15 protein-coding genes and 1 other RNA gene are annotated in these 18393 nt (G+C 70.2%); 9 read left to right on the top strand and 7 right to left on the bottom strand.

Annotated elements, in window-relative coordinates:
- Nucleotides 1–360 precede the first annotated feature (360 nt).
- The 4 genes from OG485_RS18255 to OG485_RS18240 all read left to right on the top strand — a co-directional run bounded on the left by OG485_RS18255 (nucleotide 361) and on the right by OG485_RS18240 (nucleotide 5784).
- Nucleotides 361–2043: a serine/threonine-protein kinase gene (locus tag OG485_RS18255; protein ID WP_328669407.1), complete on the top strand. Its 1683-nt coding sequence runs from the start codon at nucleotides 361–363 to the stop codon at nucleotides 2041–2043.
- 128 nt (nucleotides 2044–2171) lie between these two features.
- Nucleotides 2172–3413 (top strand): serine/threonine-protein kinase, encoded by a 1242-nt coding sequence (locus tag OG485_RS18250; RefSeq protein ID WP_328669406.1) that lies wholly within the window; start codon nucleotides 2172–2174, stop codon nucleotides 3411–3413.
- 314 nt (nucleotides 3414–3727) lie between these two features.
- The gene (gene prfB, locus OG485_RS18245; RefSeq protein ID WP_328451867.1) at nucleotides 3728–4834 is read left to right on the top strand and encodes a peptide chain release factor 2; all 1107 of its coding nucleotides are present in this window, start codon (nucleotides 3728–3730) and stop codon (nucleotides 4832–4834) included.
- A gap of 335 nt (nucleotides 4835–5169) precedes the next feature.
- Nucleotides 5170–5784 carry a hypothetical protein gene (locus OG485_RS18240; RefSeq protein ID WP_328669405.1) on the top strand — a complete coding sequence of 205 codons (615 nt, stop codon included), beginning with the start codon at nucleotides 5170–5172 and terminating at the stop codon, nucleotides 5782–5784.
- Between the two features lie 96 nt (nucleotides 5785–5880).
- Here the strand turns inward: OG485_RS18240 and OG485_RS18235 are convergent, their stop codons facing one another.
- A complete protein-coding gene (locus OG485_RS18235) occupies nucleotides 5881–6072 on the bottom strand; it encodes a hypothetical protein (RefSeq protein WP_326787440.1) in 192 nt (63 codons plus the stop codon).
- A gap of 312 nt (nucleotides 6073–6384) precedes the next feature.
- Here OG485_RS18235 and ftsE point away from each other — a divergent pair, with 312 nt between their 5' ends.
- The 5 genes from ftsE (at nucleotide 6385) to ssrA (ending at nucleotide 10434) form a co-directional block, all read left to right on the top strand.
- A complete protein-coding gene (gene ftsE / locus OG485_RS18230; protein ID WP_328669404.1) occupies nucleotides 6385–7074 on the top strand; it encodes a cell division ATP-binding protein FtsE in 690 nt (229 codons plus the stop codon).
- Nucleotides 7075–7107: 33 nt separating this feature from the next.
- Entirely contained in the window at nucleotides 7108–8028 is a 921-nt protein-coding gene (ftsX, locus tag OG485_RS18225) for a permease-like cell division protein FtsX (protein WP_326787442.1), read from the top strand.
- Between the two features lie 67 nt (nucleotides 8029–8095).
- Nucleotides 8096–9262 (top strand): S41 family peptidase, encoded by a 1167-nt coding sequence (locus OG485_RS18220; protein ID WP_328669403.1) that lies wholly within the window; start codon nucleotides 8096–8098, stop codon nucleotides 9260–9262.
- Nucleotides 9263–9331: 69 nt separating this feature from the next.
- Entirely contained in the window at nucleotides 9332–9877 is a 546-nt protein-coding gene (smpB, locus tag OG485_RS18215; RefSeq protein ID WP_328669402.1) for an SsrA-binding protein SmpB, read from the top strand.
- Nucleotides 9878–10046: 169 nt separating this feature from the next.
- Nucleotides 10047–10434, top strand: a transfer-messenger RNA (tmRNA) gene (gene ssrA / locus OG485_RS18210).
- Between the two features lie 69 nt (nucleotides 10435–10503).
- Here the strand turns inward: ssrA and OG485_RS18205 are convergent.
- The 6 genes from OG485_RS18205 to OG485_RS18180 form a co-directional block, all read right to left on the bottom strand.
- A complete protein-coding gene (locus OG485_RS18205; protein ID WP_328669401.1) occupies nucleotides 10504–11517 on the bottom strand; it encodes a LacI family DNA-binding transcriptional regulator in 1014 nt (337 codons plus the stop codon).
- Nucleotides 11517–13772, bottom strand: a complete 2256-nt coding sequence (gene yicI / locus OG485_RS18200; RefSeq protein ID WP_328669400.1) for an alpha-xylosidase — start codon at nucleotides 13770–13772, stop codon at nucleotides 11517–11519. Before yicI ends, OG485_RS18205 begins: the two co-directional genes overlap by 1 nt.
- Nucleotides 13773–13783: 11 nt before the next feature.
- Nucleotides 13784–14605, bottom strand: a complete 822-nt coding sequence (locus OG485_RS18195; protein ID WP_328669399.1) for a carbohydrate ABC transporter permease — start codon at nucleotides 14603–14605, stop codon at nucleotides 13784–13786.
- A complete protein-coding gene (locus OG485_RS18190; protein WP_328669398.1) occupies nucleotides 14602–15567 on the bottom strand; it encodes a carbohydrate ABC transporter permease in 966 nt (321 codons plus the stop codon). The genes OG485_RS18195 and OG485_RS18190 overlap by 4 nt, the downstream gene beginning before the upstream one ends.
- Nucleotides 15564–16859 carry an extracellular solute-binding protein gene (locus OG485_RS18185; RefSeq protein WP_328669397.1) on the bottom strand — a complete coding sequence of 432 codons (1296 nt, stop codon included), beginning with the start codon at nucleotides 16857–16859 and terminating at the stop codon, nucleotides 15564–15566. Before OG485_RS18185 ends, OG485_RS18190 begins: the two co-directional genes overlap by 4 nt.
- 193 nt (nucleotides 16860–17052) lie before the next feature.
- Nucleotides 17053–18366 carry an MFS transporter gene (locus OG485_RS18180; RefSeq protein ID WP_328669396.1) on the bottom strand — a complete coding sequence of 438 codons (1314 nt, stop codon included), beginning with the start codon at nucleotides 18364–18366 and terminating at the stop codon, nucleotides 17053–17055.
- Nucleotides 18367–18393 lie beyond the last annotated feature (27 nt).

The raw sequence follows: 18393 nt of genomic DNA, 5'->3' as shown, positions 1-18393 counted from the left end.
CCGCCCCCCACCCGTAAGTGATCTTGATTGGTCGGCTCTGCCCGTAAAAGTTCCTGACCAGTGCCCGCCCGATGTCGGCTTGAGATCGCTCACGGCCGGTCGCGGCAACCAAGCGACCGGAGTGAGCGTCTTTCCGTCGAACACACGCGAGCGACTTTCGGTCGGCTTTCCGTCGAACGTGGACGGGAGCGCCTACGTAAGCGCTTATGCGAACCACAGGTGCGCACGGGACCTATGGGAAAGCACACGGGCGGGACAGCCCTTCGCCAGGCAGGGCGGCACTAGAGTGGGTCGGAATCTCCTGTACCACGGTGATCACGGTGGACGGACCAGGCAAGCAAGCAACAGGGAGCGCATGACGTGCGGCCGGTAGGGAGCAAGTACCTCCTTGAGGAGCCGCTGGGGCGCGGCGCCACAGGCACGGTCTGGCGAGCCCGCCAGCGGGAGACCGCGGGCGCCGAGGCGGCCGTCGCCGGGCAGCCCGGCGAGACCGTGGCGATCAAGGTCCTGAAGGAAGAGCTCGCGAGCGACGCCGACATCGTGATGCGGTTCCTCCGCGAGCGGTCGGTGCTGCTGCGCCTGACCCATCCGAACATCGTGCGGGTGCGCGACCTCGTCGTCGAAGGCGATCTCCTCGCCCTCGTCATGGACCTGGTCGACGGCCCCGACCTGCACCGCTACCTGCGCGAGAACGGGCCGTTCTCGCCCGTCGCGGCCTCGCTGCTCACCGCCCAGATCGCCGACGCGCTCGCCGCCAGCCACGCCGACGGCGTCGTGCACCGCGACCTGAAGCCCGCGAACGTCCTGCTCAAGCAGGACGCCGGCCAGATGCACCCGATGCTGACCGACTTCGGCATCGCGCGGCTCGCCGATTCCCCCGGCCTCACCCGGACCCACGAATTCGTCGGCACGCCCGCGTATGTCGCCCCGGAGTCCGCCGAGGGACGCCCCCAGACGTCCGCCGTCGACATCTACGGCGCCGGCATCCTGATGTACGAGCTGGTCACCGGGCGCCCGCCGTTCGCCGGCGGGTCCGCCCTCGAAGTGCTGCACCAGCACCTGAGCGCCGAACCGCGCCGCCCCTCGACCGTCCCGGACCCGCTGTGGACCGTCATAGAGCGCTGCCTGCGCAAGAACCCGGACGAACGGCCCAGCGCCGAGAACCTCGCGCGCGGACTGCGTGCCGTCGCCTCGGGCATCGGGGTGCACGCCTCACCGGCGCAGATCGCAGCCGCCGAGGGCGTGGGCGCCCTGCTCGCCCCTGACCCGGCCCCGGCTCACGTCCCGGACATCCCCGGCGCGGCCGACGCCACACAGGTGCTGCCGCAGGGAGCGGGCTCCTACGACCCGTACGGCGCCACCAGCGTGCTGCCGCACACCGCCGGCGCGGCCGACCCGACCGCCGTGCTGCCGCCCGTGCCCCAGAACCAGCCGGGCGGACAGTCCGGCCAGGGCGAGGACCCGCACCCCTGGCAGAACCAGATGCGCGCGGCCCGCGACCGCAACGAACAGACGCAGGTCCAGTACCTCGACCCGAACGAGGACCCGCTGCGCCACCGCCCGCAGCGCCAGGTCGCCCGACCGCAGCAGCCCCAGCAGCCCCAGCGGCAGCGTCCGCAGCAGGGCCAGCAGCCGCCGCCCGGATACGGCTATCCGCAGCAGGGCCAGCAGCCGCAGCAGTACGCGCCGCAGCACCAGCAGCCGCAGCGCTACGCCCCCGCGCCCCAGCAGCAGCCCCAGCCGCAGCGGTACGCGCCCGAGCCGCAGCGGCCCCAGCAGCCCGCGCCGCGTCAGCCGCGCGAGCCCCGTCAGCGCAGCTCCAACCCCATGAAGATCCCGGGACTCGGCTGCCTCAAGGGGTGCCTGTTCACGATCGTCATCTTCTTCGTGGCCGGCTGGCTGATCTGGGAGTTCAGCCCCCTCCAGGACTGGATCGGCTCGACCAGGAGCTTCTGGGGCCAGCTCACCCACTGGTACGACCAAGTCAGCAGCTGGATCGGGGATCTCGGCTCGAAGGACCCCACGGGCGGCTCGGGCAACTGATCCGGACCCCCTCGGGCAGCCGACTCTGGGGACTTGTCGACATCTGACGGGTGATTTCGGTCTCGGGCGTGAAGGTTGGCTCCGCGGGCGCGTACTTTAAGCGGCAACACGCGTCTGTAGGAGCAGTCTTGGCACGCAAGATCGGCAGCAGGTACACCGCGCACCAGATCCTGGGGCGGGGGAGCGCCGGCACGGTGTGGCTGGGCGAGGGACCCGAGGGGCCCGTCGCCATCAAGCTGCTGCGCGAGGACCTCGCGTCAGACCAGGAGCTGGTGGGGCGCTTCGTGCAGGAGCGCACCGCGCTGCTCGGCCTCGACCACCCCCACGTGGTGGCGGTGCGCGACCTGGTGGTGGACGGCAACGACCTCGCCCTCGTCATGGACCTCGTCCGGGGCACCGACCTGCGCACCCGGCTCGACCGGGAGCGCAGGCTCGCCCCGGAGGCCGCGGTCGCGATCGTCGCCGACGTGGCGGACGGACTCGCGGCCGCGCACGCCGCCGGGGTCGTCCATCGCGACGTGAAGCCCGAGAACGTCCTGCTCGACATGCAGGGCCCGCTCGGTCCCGGCGGCTCCCATCCGGCCCTCCTGACCGACTTCGGAGTGGCCAAGCTCATCGACTCGCCGCGCCGGACCCGGGTCACGAAGATCATCGGTACGCCGGACTACCTCGCGCCCGAGATCGTCGAGGGCCTGCCCCCGCGCGCCGCCGTCGACATCTACGCCCTGGCGACCGTGCTCTACGAGCTGCTCGCCGGCTTCACGCCCTTCGGGGGCGGGCACCCCGGCGCGGTCCTGCGCCGCCATGTCACCGAGACGGTGGTCCCGCTGCCGGGCATCCCGGACGAGCTCTGGCAGCTGCTCGTGCAGTGTCTGGCCAAGGCGCCCGCGTCCCGGCTGCGGGCCTCCGAACTGGGCGCGCGGCTGCGGGAGCAGCTCCCGCTGCTGGCCGGGATGCCGCCGCTGGACGTGGACTCCCCGGACGCGGACTCCGCGGACGGGGACGAGGAGCACGAGGAGAGCGCCGAGCCGTCGGCGCCCGCCGCGGCGCGGGAGCGGCGCGGGGCCGTGCCCCTCGTGCCGGGGGCCGCGCCCGACTCGAACCGGGACACCCACACCTCGATGCGGGTACCGGCACCCGACGAGCTGGCCGGCGGGGCCCGGGGGACGGCTCGCGCGCCCCGGGCCGCGGGCGCGCGCCGTCCCGGTTCCGCCCGGCACCGTGCCTCCGCCCGGCGGCGGCGGATCACCCTGGGGGCGGCGGCGGTCGTCCTCGTGGCCGCGGTGGGTGTCGGTACCTGGCTCGCCACCTCCGGCGACGACGACGCGGCCCCCCAGGACACCAAGAACTCGGCCCCGGCCTCCCCGTGAACCCGGCCTCCCCGTGAACCCGGCCGGTGCGCCGGGAAAGGCCCTTCTCGCCCCCTCCGCCCCTACCCGTCCCGTACCTGGGGCCCCGCCCCAGACCCCGCTCCTCAAGCGCCGGAGGGGCTGATTCTCGGCCCGTCCGGCGATTGAGGACGAGGCCGTCAGGCCGAAGCGGGGGTCTGGGGGCGGCAGCCCCCAGGTTCGGGACGGGCAGGGGCGGAGGGGGCGAGACACGTTTTCGGGGCTTCCGGTCCCTGGCCGGGGCTCCCCCGGGGACGAGGGGCGGGCCCGGTTGCCGCAACCGTTACGCTGGAGGCGTGGCAGTCGTCGATGTATCCGAAGAGCTCAAGTCCCTCTCCTCGACCATGGAGTCGATCGAGGCCGTCCTGGACCTCGACAAGCTGAGGGCAGATGTCGCCGTGCTCGAGGAGCAGGCGGCCGCGCCGTCCCTGTGGGACGACCCGGACGAGGCGCAGAAGATCACCAGCAAGCTGAGCCACCTCCAGGCGGAGGTCAGGAAGGCCGAGGCGCTCCGCGGGCGTATCGACGATCTGAGCGTGCTCTTCGAGATGGCCGAGGAGGAGGACGACCCGGACACCCGCGCCGAGGCCGACACCGAACTCGTCGCCGTCAAGAAGGCGCTGGACGAGATGGAGGTGCGTACCCTCCTGTCCGGCGAGTACGACTCCCGTGAGGCCGTCGTCACCATCCGTGCCGAGGCCGGCGGCGTCGACGCCTCCGACTTCGCCGAGAAGCTCCAGCGCATGTACCTGCGCTGGGCCGAGCGCCACGGCTACAAGACGGAGCTCTACGAGACCTCGTACGCGGAAGAGGCGGGCATCAAGTCCACCACCTTCGCCGTCCACGTGCCGTACGCGTACGGCACGCTCTCCGTGGAGCAGGGCACGCACCGCCTGGTGCGCATCTCGCCGTTCGACAACCAGGGGCGCCGCCAGACCTCCTTCGCCGGTGTCGAGATCCTGCCGGTCGTCGAGCAGACCGACCACATCGAGATCGACGAGTCCGAGCTCCGGATCGACGTGTACCGCTCGTCCGGCCCCGGCGGCCAGGGCGTCAACACCACCGACTCCGCGGTGCGCCTGACCCACCTCGCCACCGGCATCGTCGTCTCGTGCCAGAACGAGCGGTCGCAGATCCAGAACAAGGCCTCGGCCATGAACGTTCTGCAGGCCAAGCTCCTTGAGCGGCGCCGGCAGGAGGAGCAGGCCGCGATGGACGCCCTCAAGGGCGACGGCGGCAACTCCTGGGGAAACCAGATGCGTTCGTACGTCCTGCACCCGTACCAGATGGTCAAGGACCTGCGCACGGAGTTCGAAGTCGGCAACCCCGAGGCCGTGTTCGGCGGCGAGATCGACGGCTTCCTGGAGGCCGGGATTCGCTGGCGCAAGCAGCAGGAGAAGTAAGCACACGACAGAAGCGTGCGGGCGGGAGTTCCCCGCCCCCGCTGAAATCTCTTTGTCGACAAGGCAACTGCCGTCCATCGGACGGCAGTTGCCTTCGTTGTGGGGGCTTTCTGGGTTTTCCGTCACAGTCACATGTCCTCAGGCCAGGCAAACGATGGTGTTCCGGACATTGCGTACGCAACGACCTTGACGCTGCTTTGAAAACTGGGAAGGGTGACGGGTGGCATGCGTATCACCGGGGCGCATGTGAACCGGGGGGTCGAACGCAATCTCCTGTGACGCCGTGGCTCCGGACGCTGCTCCATTGACGATCAGCTACTGGGGGTAGCAGGAACATGACCAAGAAGACGCGGATCCGCGTGGCGCGGATAGCCGCCAGCGCGGTGATCGCCGCCGGTGCCTCACTGACGGCGGCTGGTGCCGCCTCGGCGCTCGACCTCAATGTCGGTCTCACGGCGACCACCGCCGACCCGGCCCCGGACCCGACCGGCATCCCGACGGACCCGGCCCCGACGGACCCGGCGCCGACGGACCCGGCCCCGACGGATCCGGCGCCGACCGAGCCGGCGCCCACCGAGCCGGCGCCCACGGAGACCGAGCCCACCGAGCCGGCCCCGACCGCGACCGAGCCGACCGAGGACCCGGACCCGACCGAGGAACCCGGCACCGGCAGCAGCTCCGCCCCGGCGGAGAACGGCACGGGCGGCACCGGTGGCGGCGGCAACGACGCCGACCCCAACGGTGGATCCAGCGCTCAGGAGGAGGGCTCCTCCGCCCTCACCGACACCGGTTCGGACACCCAGGCCCAGGGCAAGGACGGAGCGCTGGCCGAGACGGGGGCCGGTCAGATCACGTTCCTGCTCATCGGTGCCGCCACGATGATCGCCGGTGGTATCGGCTTCCGTCTGATGCCGCGTCTCGCCGGCGGCCGCGACGGTGCCGCCGCCTGACACGCGCCCGTGCGACGAAGGACCCGGAGCAGCTCGCTCCGGGCCCTTCCCGTGTCAGGTGTGACCGGCGGCCGTGCCGGACCGTCCCGGTGGCTCTCACACCGTCTGGTGGGCCACCAGCGCCAGTGCCGCGATCAGCACCGCGAGCAGGGCGATCAGTGCCATGGGGTTGAGTCCCGCGAAGGGGCTCTCCTGCTGGAGCCGCTCCCGGTTCGCGCGGCAGACGCGGCAGCGGCCCTCGCTGACGGGTGCCGCGCAGTTAGCGCATACCAGTCGGTCGTACGTCATGCGCCGGCCCTCCTTGCCACGTCTCCGCGTACGCAGCGATCTCGCGTACACATCGCTCCCTTAACGCTGCGGCGAACGCAACCGTTCCCCTACCACTGTGCCAGGTTCCGCGGAATTCGGCGCGGCCCCCCTTGTCCTGCCCTTGTCCTGCCCCGTCCGGAGTACTCTCAGCCCGTCCGGCCGGGTGCGAATCGCGCCTCGGATCCGTGACAAATCGTGCAAGCCGTGCCCAACCCCGTACGCCGACTGCGCTCGTCCACCCGGTTCGCGTATGGTCACGCACACCTACCCCCGGCGACCCGTGGTGCACCTGTGATCCGATTCGACAATGTCTCCAAGGTCTACCCCAAGCAGACCCGCCCCGCTCTCAGGGATGTCTCCCTGGAGATCGAGCGCGGAGAATTCGTGTTCCTCGTGGGCTCCTCCGGCTCCGGAAAGTCCACCTTCCTGCGGCTGATCCTCCGCGAGGAGCAAACCAGCCAAGGCCAGGTGCACGTCCTGGGCAAGGACCTCGCGCGCCTCTCCAACTGGAAGGTGCCGCAGATGCGCCGCCAGCTGGGGACCGTGTTCCAGGACTTCCGCCTCCTGCCCAACAAGACGGTCGCCGAGAACGTGGCCTTCGCCCAGGAGGTCATCGGCAAGTCCCGCGGCGAGATCCGCAAGTCCGTGCCCCAGGTGCTCGACCTCGTCGGCCTGGGCGGCAAGGAGGACCGGATGCCCGGCGAGCTGTCCGGTGGTGAGCAGCAGCGTGTGGCCATCGCGAGAGCCTTCGTGAACCGGCCCAAGCTCCTCATCGCGGACGAGCCGACCGGAAACCTGGACCCGCAGACCTCCGTGGGCATCATGAAACTGCTCGACCGGATCAACCGGACGGGCACCACGGTCCTGATGGCGACGCACGACCAGAACATCGTGGACCAGATGCGCAAGCGCGTCATCGAGCTGGAGCAGGGCCGTCTCGTCCGCGACCAGGCGCGCGGCGTCTACGGCTACCAGCACTGATCATCGTCCACGGAAAGGTCTGAGGAAGACGCCATGCGCGCGCAGTTCGTTCTGTCGGAGATCGGTGTCGGTCTCCGCCGCAACCTGACCATGACCTTCGCGGTCGTCGTCTCGGTCGCCCTCTCGCTCGCCCTGTTCGGCGGCTCGCTCCTGATGAGCGACCAGGTGAACACCATGAAGGGCTACTGGTACGACAAGGTCAACGTCTCGATCTTCCTCTGCAACAAGAGCGACGCCGAGTCCGACCCGCACTGCGCCAGGGGCGCGGTGACCAGTGACCAGAAGAAGCAGATCGTCGCCGACCTGGGCAAGATGTCCACGGTCGTCCAGAAGGTCACCTACGAGTCCTCGGACCAGGCGTACAAGCACTACAAGGAGCAGTTCGGCGACTCCCCGCTGGCCAGCTCCCTCACGCCGGACCAGATGCAGGAGTCGTACCGGATCAAGCTGAAGGACCCGGAGAAGTACCAGGTCATCGCGACCGCCTTCGACGGCCGGGACGGCGTGCAGTCCGTCCAGGACCAGAAGGGCATCCTGGACAACCTGTTCGGGCTGCTCAACGGCATGAACTGGGCCGCGCGCGCGGTGATGGCGATGATGCTCGTCGTCGCCCTGATGCTGATCGTCAACACGGTGCGCGTCTCGGCGTTCAGCCGGCGGCGCGAGACCGGCATCATGCGGCTCGTCGGCGCCTCCGGCTTCTACATCCAGGCGCCGTTCATCGCGGAGGCCGCGGTCGCCGGACTCATCGGCGGCGGTGTCGCCTGCGGATTCCTGCTGATCGCCCGGTACTTCATCATCGACCACGGTCTGGCGCTGTCCGAGAAGCTCAACCTGATCAACTTCATCGGCTGGGACGCCGTGTTGACCAAGCTCCCGCTCATCCTCGCGACGAGCCTGCTGATGCCCGCGCTGGCCGCATTCTTCGCATTGCGCAAGTACCTGAAGGTGTGACGCATCCCAAGAGGGCCGTACCGTCAACCGGCGGTGCGGCCCTTCGCGTTGTCCTAGACTCACCGGCATGTCAGGCCGTGACCTGTTCTGTGAGCCCCGCCGCATCCGCCGCGGGGCGGCCCTGACATTGGTGTTCGCGAGTGTCCTCGTCGCCGGCGCGGCCACCGGATCGTTCTCCGACCCCGCCCGGAAGACCACTGACCCGACGGCCGGTTCGGCCTCGGCTCGCCGTCACGACGAGGTCACCCAGGCCGCCGCCGAGGCGATGGCCGACGGCAAATCCCCCATGGAGGCCGCCGAACGGGCCGTCAGCCGCAGCGGGGACCGCTGGGGCGCCGTCTACTCCCAGGGCGAGTACGAGGAGTTCGAGGAGGCCCTGGACGGCCAGTACACCGGCGTCGGCCTGTGGGCCCGCCGCGAGAGCGACGGACGGATCGAGGTCACCCGCGTCAGCGCCGGCTCACCCGCCGCCGCCGCGGGCATCCGCAAGGGCGACCTGCTGCGCACCGTCGACGGCGCGAGGGTGGACGGCCGGCCGGTCACCGAGGTGGTCTCGTTACTGCGCGGCGACGCCGACGCGGCGACCGCCGGCACGAAGGTCTCCCTCGGTCTGGAGCGCGGCGCGCAGTCGTGGAGCCGGACCCTGCGCCGCGCCAGGCTCTCCACGGACTCCGTGACCGTCAGCAGCCTTCCCGGCCGGGTCACCCTGATCAAGGTCGACGCCTTCACCAAGGGCGTGGGCGACGCCGTACGGACCGCCGTCGGCAGGGCGCCGGCCCGGGCCGGGATCGTCCTCGACCTGCGCGGCAACTCCGGCGGCCTGGTCGCCGAGGCCGTCACCACCGCCTCGGCCTTCCTCGACGGCGGCCTCGTCGCCACGTACGACGTGAACGGCGCCCAGCGCGCCCTGCACGCGGACGCCGGCGGCGACACCGCCAGACCCCTGGTCACGCTCGTGGACGGCGGCACGATGAGCGCGGCCGAGCTGCTCACCGGGGCCCTCCAGGACCGTGGGCGCGCGGTCGTCGTGGGTTCCAGGACCTTCGGCAAGGGCTCGGTGCAGATGCCGAGCCGGCTGCCCGACGGCTCCGTCGCCGAGCTGACCGTCGGCCACTACCGCACCCCCGCGGGCCGCTCCGTCGACGGCCGGGGCATCACCCCCGACCTGGAAGCGGACAGGGAGCCGCTGGAGCGGGCCGAGACCGTGCTGAGCGGTCTCGGGGACCTTCCCTGACCCGCGGACCGCGGACCCGGTAATCGGCTTTCCCCCGAGCCCCCCTGTAGTGCGAAAATGGCCAGCACTATGAGCAAGGGAATGTACGTACCGAAGGAGTCCCAGCCCAAGCAGGGCGGCCAGGCCTCCGGCAAGGTCAAGGACGGCAAGCGCAAGATCGTCGCGCAGAACAAGAAGGCGCGGCACGACTACGCGATCGTCGACACCTACGAGGCCGGGCTCGTCCTGACCGGCACCGAGGTCAAGTCGCTGCGCCAGGGCCGCGCCTCGCTGACCGACGGCTTCGTCCAGATCGACGGGAACGAGGCGTGGCTGCACAACGCCCACATCCCGGAGTACAGCCAGGGCACCTGGACCAACCACACCGTGCGCCGCAAGCGCAAGCTCCTCCTGCACCGCGAGGAGATCGACAAGCTGGAGGCGAAGACCCAGGAGACGGGTCACACGATCGTCCCGCTCGCCCTGTACTTCAAGGACGGCCGGGCGAAGGCGGAGATCGCGCTCGCCCGGGGCAAGAAGGAGTACGACAAGCGGCAGACCCTGCGCGAGAAGCAGGACCGGCGCGAGTCGGACCGCGCGATCGCGTCGGCCAAGCGGAAGCAGCGCGGCGAGTAGGGCGCCGGGCGGCCCGGTGAGCGACGCCCGGGAAGGCCGGGCGGCGCGGCGGGCGGGCCCCCGCGGAATAGGCTGGCACCGTCGTGTGTTGGTCACGTAGGATGGCAACGCACCTCACAGCGGGTGCGGGGTTCCTCCTCGGAGGGGCCGAGCTTTGAAAAATCAACATGGGGATGATCGGTTTCGACAGCGGCTGTTGAAGCAGGGGAAGCGTGTCGAGGAAGCGGCAATGATCTCGTAAACCATATGTCGCAAAAAATAATCGCCAATTCTAAGAGCGATTCCCAGTCCTTCGCCCTCGCTGCCTAATAAGCAGTGAGTGAGGGACCCTAAAGGGTGTCAGCCCGGGAGTGTTCCCGGCCCGGATCCTGGCATAATCTAGGGGACTAAACCACTGAGCCCGGTCACGGGGTTCGGTGGGAAATCAAACAGTGACTGAGCCCGTCGGCGACTTGTTCGCGTGATTGCCGGGGCTGAGAAAATCGCAGCGAACTGCACACGGAGAAGCCCTGATTTTGCACCGTTGGACGCGGGTTCGATTCCCGCCATCTCCACTCATCCCATGTTTTAACTGAATATCACGACGAAGGCCCCGCTGCTCCGGCAGCGGGGCCTTCGTCGTGTTGTCAGGAAGTCAGCGTGCGCGGTGCCGTGCTCGCGCGTTCCGTCAGCCGGGGAGTCAGCAGGGTCGCCTCCGCGACCGGCGTGCCCGCCAGTTTCCGCATCAGCAACTCGACCGCCCGCGCGCCCACTTCGGCGGACGGCAGGGCGATCGAGGTGACCGGGACGCGCAGACTCCCGGCGAGCTCGTCCGGACAGATCGCGGTGACGGACAGATCGGCCGGAACCCGCAGACCGAGCTGTTCGAAGGCCTCGATCAACGGTTCCAGGACCGGCTCGTTGTGCACGACGACACCGGTCAACGCGGGCTGCTCGCGGAGGAGTTGCTCGGCCACCCGGCGCGCGGCGGCGGGCGAGGCCTCACAGGGGTGGACGGACGAGGCCAGGCCGTTCCGGTCGGCGGCGGCCGTGAACCCCTGCACCACCCGCTGCGCGAACGCCGTGCCCCGCACGTACACCTCCGGTGGCGAGCCGACCAGCGCGACGACCCGGTGTCCGAGCCCCGCGAGCCGCTCCACGCACAGCTCACCGGCCGCCTTGAAGTCCAGGTCGATGCAGGTGAGCCCGTCGGGGGTGGCCGGGAAGCCGATGAGCACCGACGGCCGGTCCAGCGCGCGCAACGACGGCAGCCGGGGATCGTGGAGCTGGACGTCCATCACGACCAGCGCGTCCACCAGCGCGGTGTCCGCGACCCGGCGCAGTCCCTCCTCGCCCTCCTCCTGGGTGAGCAGCAGGACGTCGTGGTCGTGCAGCCGGGCCGCCGTCACCACCGACACCGCGAACTGCATCACCACCGGCACATGGATGCCCGTCCGCAGCGGCACGACCAGCGCCAGGACGTTCGACCGGCTGCTGGCCAGCGCCCTGGCCCCCGCGTGCGGGCGGTAGCCCAGCCGGCGGATGCTCTCCTCGACGCGCTGCCGGGTCGCCTCGGAGATCGGCCGCTTGCCGCTGAGGGCGTAGGAGACGGTGCTCGGGGACACCCCGGCGTGCCGCGCCACATCGGTGATCTTGACCATCACTCGGACTCCAGCTCGACGGAGAGGAAGCCCGTCCCGGCGCGGGCCCGGACCTCGCGTCCGTCCGCGGCCAGCCCCCAGGGCGCGGACGGGTCGCTGCAGGACGCGCGCAGGGTGTTCCCCTCGCGCACGACGGTGAAGGTGACCGGGCCGACCGGCACCGTCACCCGCGCCCCCCGCTTCAGGCCGTACGCGCGCAGGGTGACCCCGTCGGCGTGGTCGTACTCGGGGCGGTCGTCCACCGCGCCGACCGGGATCACCGCGCCCGGCCGCACCAGCAGCGGCACGCTTGTGAACCCGTGCCGCTCGCGCACCCAGCGCGGTCCGGTCACCGGCGGCCCGCCGAGGTAGGCGGTCCACGTGCCCTCGGGAACGTAGTACGAGACGTCCCCCTCGTCGCTGAAGACGGGCGCGACCAGCAGGTCCGGGCCCAGCATGTACTGCCGTTCCAGATGCGCGCACCCCGGATCGTCCGGGAACTCCAGGACCATCGCGCGCATCATCGGCACCCCTTCCGCGTGGGCGGTGCGGGCGGCCTCGTACAGATACGGCATGAGGCGGAGCTTGAGCCGGGTGAACAGCCGCAGGACGTCCACGGCCTCCTCGTCGAACAGCCAGGGCACGCGGTACGAGGACGAGCCGTGCAGCCGGCTGTGCGAGGACAGCAGACCGAAGGCGATCCACCGCTTGAACAGGGCGGGCGTCGGTGTCCCCTCGAAGCCGCCGATGTCGTGGCTCCAGAACCCGAACCCCGACAGGCCGAGACTGAGCCCGCCGCGCAGCGACTCGGCCATCGAGGCGTACGTCGCCTCGCAGTCGCCGCCCCAGTGCACCGGGAACCGCTGGCTCCCCGCGGTCGCGGAACGGGCGAAGACGACGGCCTCCTGCTCCCCCCGGTGTTTGCGGAGCACCTCGAACACGGTCTGGTTGTAGAGGTACGTGTAGTAGTTGTGCATCCGCTCCGGGTCGGCGCCGTCGGCGTAGGCCACGTCCACCGGTACCCGCTCGCCGAAGTCCGTCTTGAAGCAGTCGACGCCCTGCTCCAGCAGCGCCTCCAGCTTCGCGGCGTACCAGTCCCGGGCCGCCGGGCTGGTGAAGTCGACCAGCGCCATGCCCGGCTGCCACAGATCCCACTGCCACACGCTGCCGTCGGGCCGCCGCAGCAGATGCCCGAGAGCCCGCCCCTCCGCGAACAGCGGTGAGCGCTGCGCGATGTAGGGGTTGATCCAGACGCAGATCCGCAGCCCCTTGTCCTTCAGCCGCGTCAGCATCCCCTCCGGGTCGGGGAACACCCGCGGGTCCCACCGGAAGTCGCACCAGTTGAACTCGCGCATCCAGAAACAGTCGAAGTGGAAGACGGACAGCGGCAGTTCGCGCTCCCGCATGCCGTCGATGAAGGAGGTGACGGTGTCCTCGTCGTAGGAGGTGGTGAACGACGTCGACAGCCACAGGCCGAAGGACCACGCGGGCGGCAGGGCCGGTCGCCCGGTGAGCGCCGTGTACGTGCGCAGGATGTCCTTCGGGGTCGGGCCGTGGATGACGTAGTACGTCAACTGCTGGGCCTCGGCGCTGAACTGGACCCGCGAGACCGCCTCCGAGCCGACCTCGAAGGAGACCCGGCCCGGATGGTCGACGAAGACGCCGTAACCCGCGTCCGTCAGATAGAACGGCACGTTCTTGTAGGCCTGTTCGGTGGCGGTGCCGCCGTCCGCGTTCCACATGTCCACGACCTGGCCGTTCTTGACGAGCGGCCCGAACCGCTCGCCGAGGCCGTAGACCTGGGTGCCGACACCGAGGTCCAGCTGCTCGCGCAGATAGTGGGCGCCGGTCGTGTCCCGCATGATGCCCATGCCCTTGGGGCCGCTGCTGGTGAGGACGCGGCCGTGCGCGAGGAAGTCGATGTGCCAGGGGGTGGTGCGGGCGATCCGGACGGACAGGGCGCCCGAGGTCAGGGTCGCGTGGCTGTCGTCGTACTCCGTGTGCGGCGTGAACCCGGTTCCGTGCAGCTCGAACCGGGGGCCCCGGGGCTCCTCGCCCTGGAAGTGGGTGAACGTGACGCCGATGACGTCGGGCCTCGGCGCGTGGGCGCTGATCGTCACGACCGGTCCCTTCAGCAGGTCACCGCGGTGCCGTATGGGCTGCGTCGGCGCGTGGATCTCCAGGCCGCCCGGGCCCGAGGTCACATCGAGGACCTCGACCGGGTGGGCCGCGGTGACGCCCTCGCGCAGCAGCCAGTAGCCGTCCGTGAACTTCAATGTCCTACCCCTTACTTCACTGCGCCGACGGCGATGCCGCGGGTGAGGGTCCGCTGGAAGACGAGGAAGAAGACGATGGCGGGCAGCACGCCCAGCAGGGCCGCCGCGTTCGTCATCGTGGCGTCCATCAGACGCTGGCCCTGGAGGACGCCGAGGGCCACCGACACGGTCTGGTTGTCGTTGGAGATCAGCATGACCAGCGGCAGCAGGAACTCGTTCCACGTCCAGACGAAGAAGAAGACGAGCAGCACACCGATCGTGGGACGGCTGACCGGGACGACGATGCGCCACAGCACCTGCCACCGGTTCGCCCCGTCGATGCGCGCGGCCTCGATGATCTCGCGGGGGAACCGCCCGAGGACGGCGGAGAGGAGATAGGTGCCGAAGGCCGTCTGGATCACCGCGAACACGATGATCACGCTGAGCCTGGTGTCGTAGAGGCCGGCCTGCTTGCTCAGGTAGTAGAGCGGGTAGACCAGCGCCTCCTGCGGCAGTGTGTTGGCGAGGACGAAGAAGGCGAGCACCCAGGTGCGGCCCCTGATCCGGCCGATGCCGATGGCGTACGCGTTGAGGACCGACAGGACGGCGGCCAGGACCGCCACCGACCCGGAGATCAGGACCGAGTTGAGGAGCTTTTGCCCGAAGTCGACGCGCTGCCAGAAGTCCCTGAGACCGTCGAGGTAGAGGCCGCGCGGAAGGCCGAGGGGGCCGTGCGCGGAGTACTCGGCGGGCGACTTGACCGCGTTGAGGGCGACCACGGCGAAGGGCAGCACCATGAACAGGGCGCCGATGACGAGCGCCACGAGCACCGGGTAGCGGCGGAGGGCGGTCATGCGCGGACCCCTTCCTCGGCGTCCTCGGCGCGGGTCTGGAACCTCAGCCCGATCAGTGCCAAGGCCAGGGTGATCACGGTCAGGACGGTGGAGACGGCCGCGCCGTAGCCGACCTGGGTCTTCTCGAAGAAGGTCGTGAAGGAGAAGTACGACGGCACGTCGGTGGCTCCTCCCGGACCGCCCTTCGTCAGGACGTAGACCGCCCCGAACACCTTCAGCGCGGCGATCGTGCACCACAGCAGGACGACCGAGATCTCCGGGCGGATCTGCGGCAGCGTGATGTGCCGGAACCGCCGCCACCAGCCCGCGCCGTCCAGTTCCGCGGCCTCGTGCAGTTCCGGGTCGACGCGTTGCAGTCCCGCCATGAAGACCACGAGAGGAAAGCCGAGCTGCACCCAGACCATCACCCCCATCACGCTGTACAGCGCGAAGTCGGGGTCGCCGAGCCAGTCCTGCTGCCAGGAGCCGAGACCGACGGCCTTGAGCAGCGCGTTGAGCGAGCCGTTGTCGGGGGCGAGGATCCAGCTCCACACGATCCCGGCGACGGCGATCGGCAGGACCTGGGGGAGGTAGTAACAGGCCCGCAGCACCGCCACGATCCTGCTGCCGAAGTGCTTGCCGATGTAGTCGAACAGAGCCGCGGCCAGGACGAGTCCGATCGCCGTCGGGAGGAGGGCCATCGCCAGCACCATGAACAGGCTGTGCCGGAACGACGCCCAGAACTCGCTGTCGTCCACCAGGGCACGGTAGTTGGCGAGCCCGGTCCACGAAGGAGTCCCGACGCCCTGCCAGTCGGTGAAGCCGAGCCCGGTGTTCATCAGGAACGGCACGACGACGACGGCCGTGAAGGCCACCGCTCCGGGCAGCAGGAACAGTGCGTACGAGGCGCGCGGACGGCGCGGGTGACCGGCCTCGGCCGGCCGGCCGGTCACCCGCCCGCCGCGTTCGGCGGTCACCGTCATCGCCGGGGTGCGCCCTTGTCGTACGCCTTCTGGAGGTTGTCCAGGTAGGCGTCGGGCTCCTCGCTGCCGGTGATCAGCTTCTGCGTCTCGGAGACGAGGGTGTCGTAGAAGCCCGCCACCGGCCAGTCCGGATAGAAGGCGAGCCCGTCACGCCCCGAGAGGGTGTTGTAGTCGGCTATCAGGGTCTTGGTCCTGGCGTCGGTGATCGCGGAGGTGTCCGCGGCCACCGGGACACCGCCCTTGTTGCCCAGCAGGTTCTGGATCTTCTTCGACATGGTGATGTCGATGAAGTCGTAGGCCAGTTCCTTGTTGTCGGCGCCCTTGGGGACCACCCACAGGTTGCCGCCGGAGCCCAGGGTGAGGTTCGAGCCCGGGAACAGGCCGGAGTCCCAGTCGAATGCGGCCTCCGACTCGAAGCGGCCGTACCACCAGCTTCCGGAGAAGAGGATCGGCGACTTGCCCTGGATCCAGGACACGCCCGCGTCCTCGGCCTTCGTGCCGCTGGACTTCTTGGAGATGTACCCCTTCTTCACCCAGTCGGCGAAGGTGTCCGCCGCGTAGCTCCAGGCCGTGTCGTGGAAGTCGGTCCTGCCCTTGTACAGCTCGTAGGTGTCGACCCAGGAGCGGTCGGCCCTGGAGAGGGCGAGCTGGTAGAGGTACTGCTGGGCCATGTACTCGGCGCCCGCGTTGGCGAGGGGGGTGACGCCCTTCGCCACGAACGCGTCCATCGCGGAGACCAGTTCGCCGTACGTGGCCGGCTCCGCGATCCCGTACTTCTCGAAGAGGTCCTTGTTGTAGAAGACCATCGTGTACTCGGCGTAGTTGGGCACGCCGTACCACTTGCCCGAGCCCATGACGCCGTTCGTGTCGTACTGGCTCGTGGTCCTCACACCGGCGCTGAGCTTCTTGTCCCAGCCGCGCCGGCCGGCCTCGGCCGTCAGGTCGGTCAGCAGCCCCTGCTTGGACAGGAGTCCGGCGGTCGCGTTGCCCTTGTTGTACTCCATGAGGTCGGGGGCGTCGTTCGAGTTGAGGACCATGGGCGCGGTCTTCTGGATCTGCTCGAAGCCCTTCTCCTCGAACTTCACCTGCACGCCCGGGTGTTGCGCTTCGAATTCCTTGATGGCCTCCTTCCAGGCCACCCCCATCGCACTGTCCGGACCCTCGTAGTGCCACAGCTTCAGTGTCTTGCCGTCCGGGGAACCGCTGTCCGAGCCGCCGCAGGACGTCGCCAGCAGGGCGCCCGCCAGGGCCACCGCCACCGCCGCCGCCCCACGCCGTCGTTTCGTCAGCATCCACTGCCTCCAGAGGAGTCGGATGGGTATCGGGCCGTCATGCGCCGTCGTCGAACCGTTTCGATGCATGACGTCGAAGCGCTTCGACGGGGGAAGGTAGGTGGCAGCCGTGAACACGTCAATGGGCTGAACCGGAATCGGGTCAGCGGTTCGACGGGCCGGACAGCGGCGGTGCCGGGTCCCGGCCCGGAGCTCAGGCGGTGTTCGCCGGGTCGAGTTCGAGGCGCAGCTCCCGGCGCCGTGCCGTACCCGTTCTCGCGGCCAGCACGGCGATCACCAGCGCGGTCGTCGCCGCCAGGACCGGGACCGTGTACGCCGCGGCCGGCGACCAGCGCTCCACCATCCATCCGCCCGCAGCGGAACCGCCGGCTATCCCGCCCAGCAGGCCGGTCACCGCGAGTGTCATGCCCTCGTTCAGCCGGCCCTCGGGTGTGCGCCGCTGGACCAGGGTCATGCCGGTGACCATGGTCGGAGCGGTCGCCATGCCGGCCACGAGCAGCGCACCCGCGAGAACCGGGAGCGAGCCGGTGAGCCGGACGGCGAGGAGCGGAAGCGTCAGCAGGACCGCCATCGCGCCGACACACGCCGCGTACCGCCGCGCGGCGAGCGTCTCGGCGTCGAACGGTTCGACGTACCCGGCAGAACCCGCCGCGCGGTCGGCGGGAGTCGCACGTCCGGGCGACGGAGCGCCCCGCCGCAGCGCGCCGAAGACCAGGCCCGCCACACACGACCCCGCCGCCTGGAGGGCGAGCACCACGCCCGCGGCCGACCGGTGCCCCCGCTCGTCCGCGAACGCGATCGTGGCCACCTCCATCGCGCCGAACACCGCTCCGGTGGCGAGGAAGGAGAGCAGCAGCGGGGGCATTCCGGGCGCGAGCACGGGCGAGCCGGACGCCGTGACCGGCCGGGGCGGCGGCTGCGTCGAACGCTGTGCCGTGAAGAGCAGAACACCCGTCATCAGCAGCGCGGACCCCACGAGCATGCCCGCCTCCGGGGCGACCGTCCCGCACAGGAAGGCCGCGAGCACCGGGCCCAGCATGAAACACAGCTCGTCCACGGCCTGCTCGAAGGAGTTCGCGGTGTGCAGCGCCGCCGCGTCCCCTTCGAGGAGATGGGCCCAGCGCGCGCGGGACATCCCGCCCGTGTTGGGGGTCGTGGCGGTGGCGGCGTACGCGGCGAACAGGGTCCAGCCGGGCGCGCCGAAGCGCACGCACGCCACCAGCCCCGTCGCGCCGAGCAGCGCGAAGGCCGTGGCGGGCACGGCCACCCGGGCCTGTCCGTGGCGGTCGACGAGCCGCGCGGTCCAGGGGGCGACCAAGGCCGTCGTGGCGAGACCCGTCGCCGTGACGGCACCGGCGAGCGCGTACGAACCACGCGCCCCGGCGATCATGATGACCGCGCTCACGCTGAACATGCCCATGGGCAGCCGGGCGACGAGGTTGCCGAGGGTGAAGGCGCGGGTGCCGGGCAGCGCGAAGAGACGGCGGTACGGGGTGAGCGGTGACATGGGTGAACCGTCGCCCGGCGCGGCGCC

Origin of the sequence: Streptomyces sp. NBC_00328 (assembly GCF_036139655.1) — a bacterium.
Taxonomy (GTDB): Bacteria; Actinomycetota; Actinomycetes; order Streptomycetales; family Streptomycetaceae; genus Streptomyces.
The sequence above is the reverse complement of the archived record's forward strand: the minus strand, read 5'-3'. Positions and strand labels throughout refer to the sequence as shown.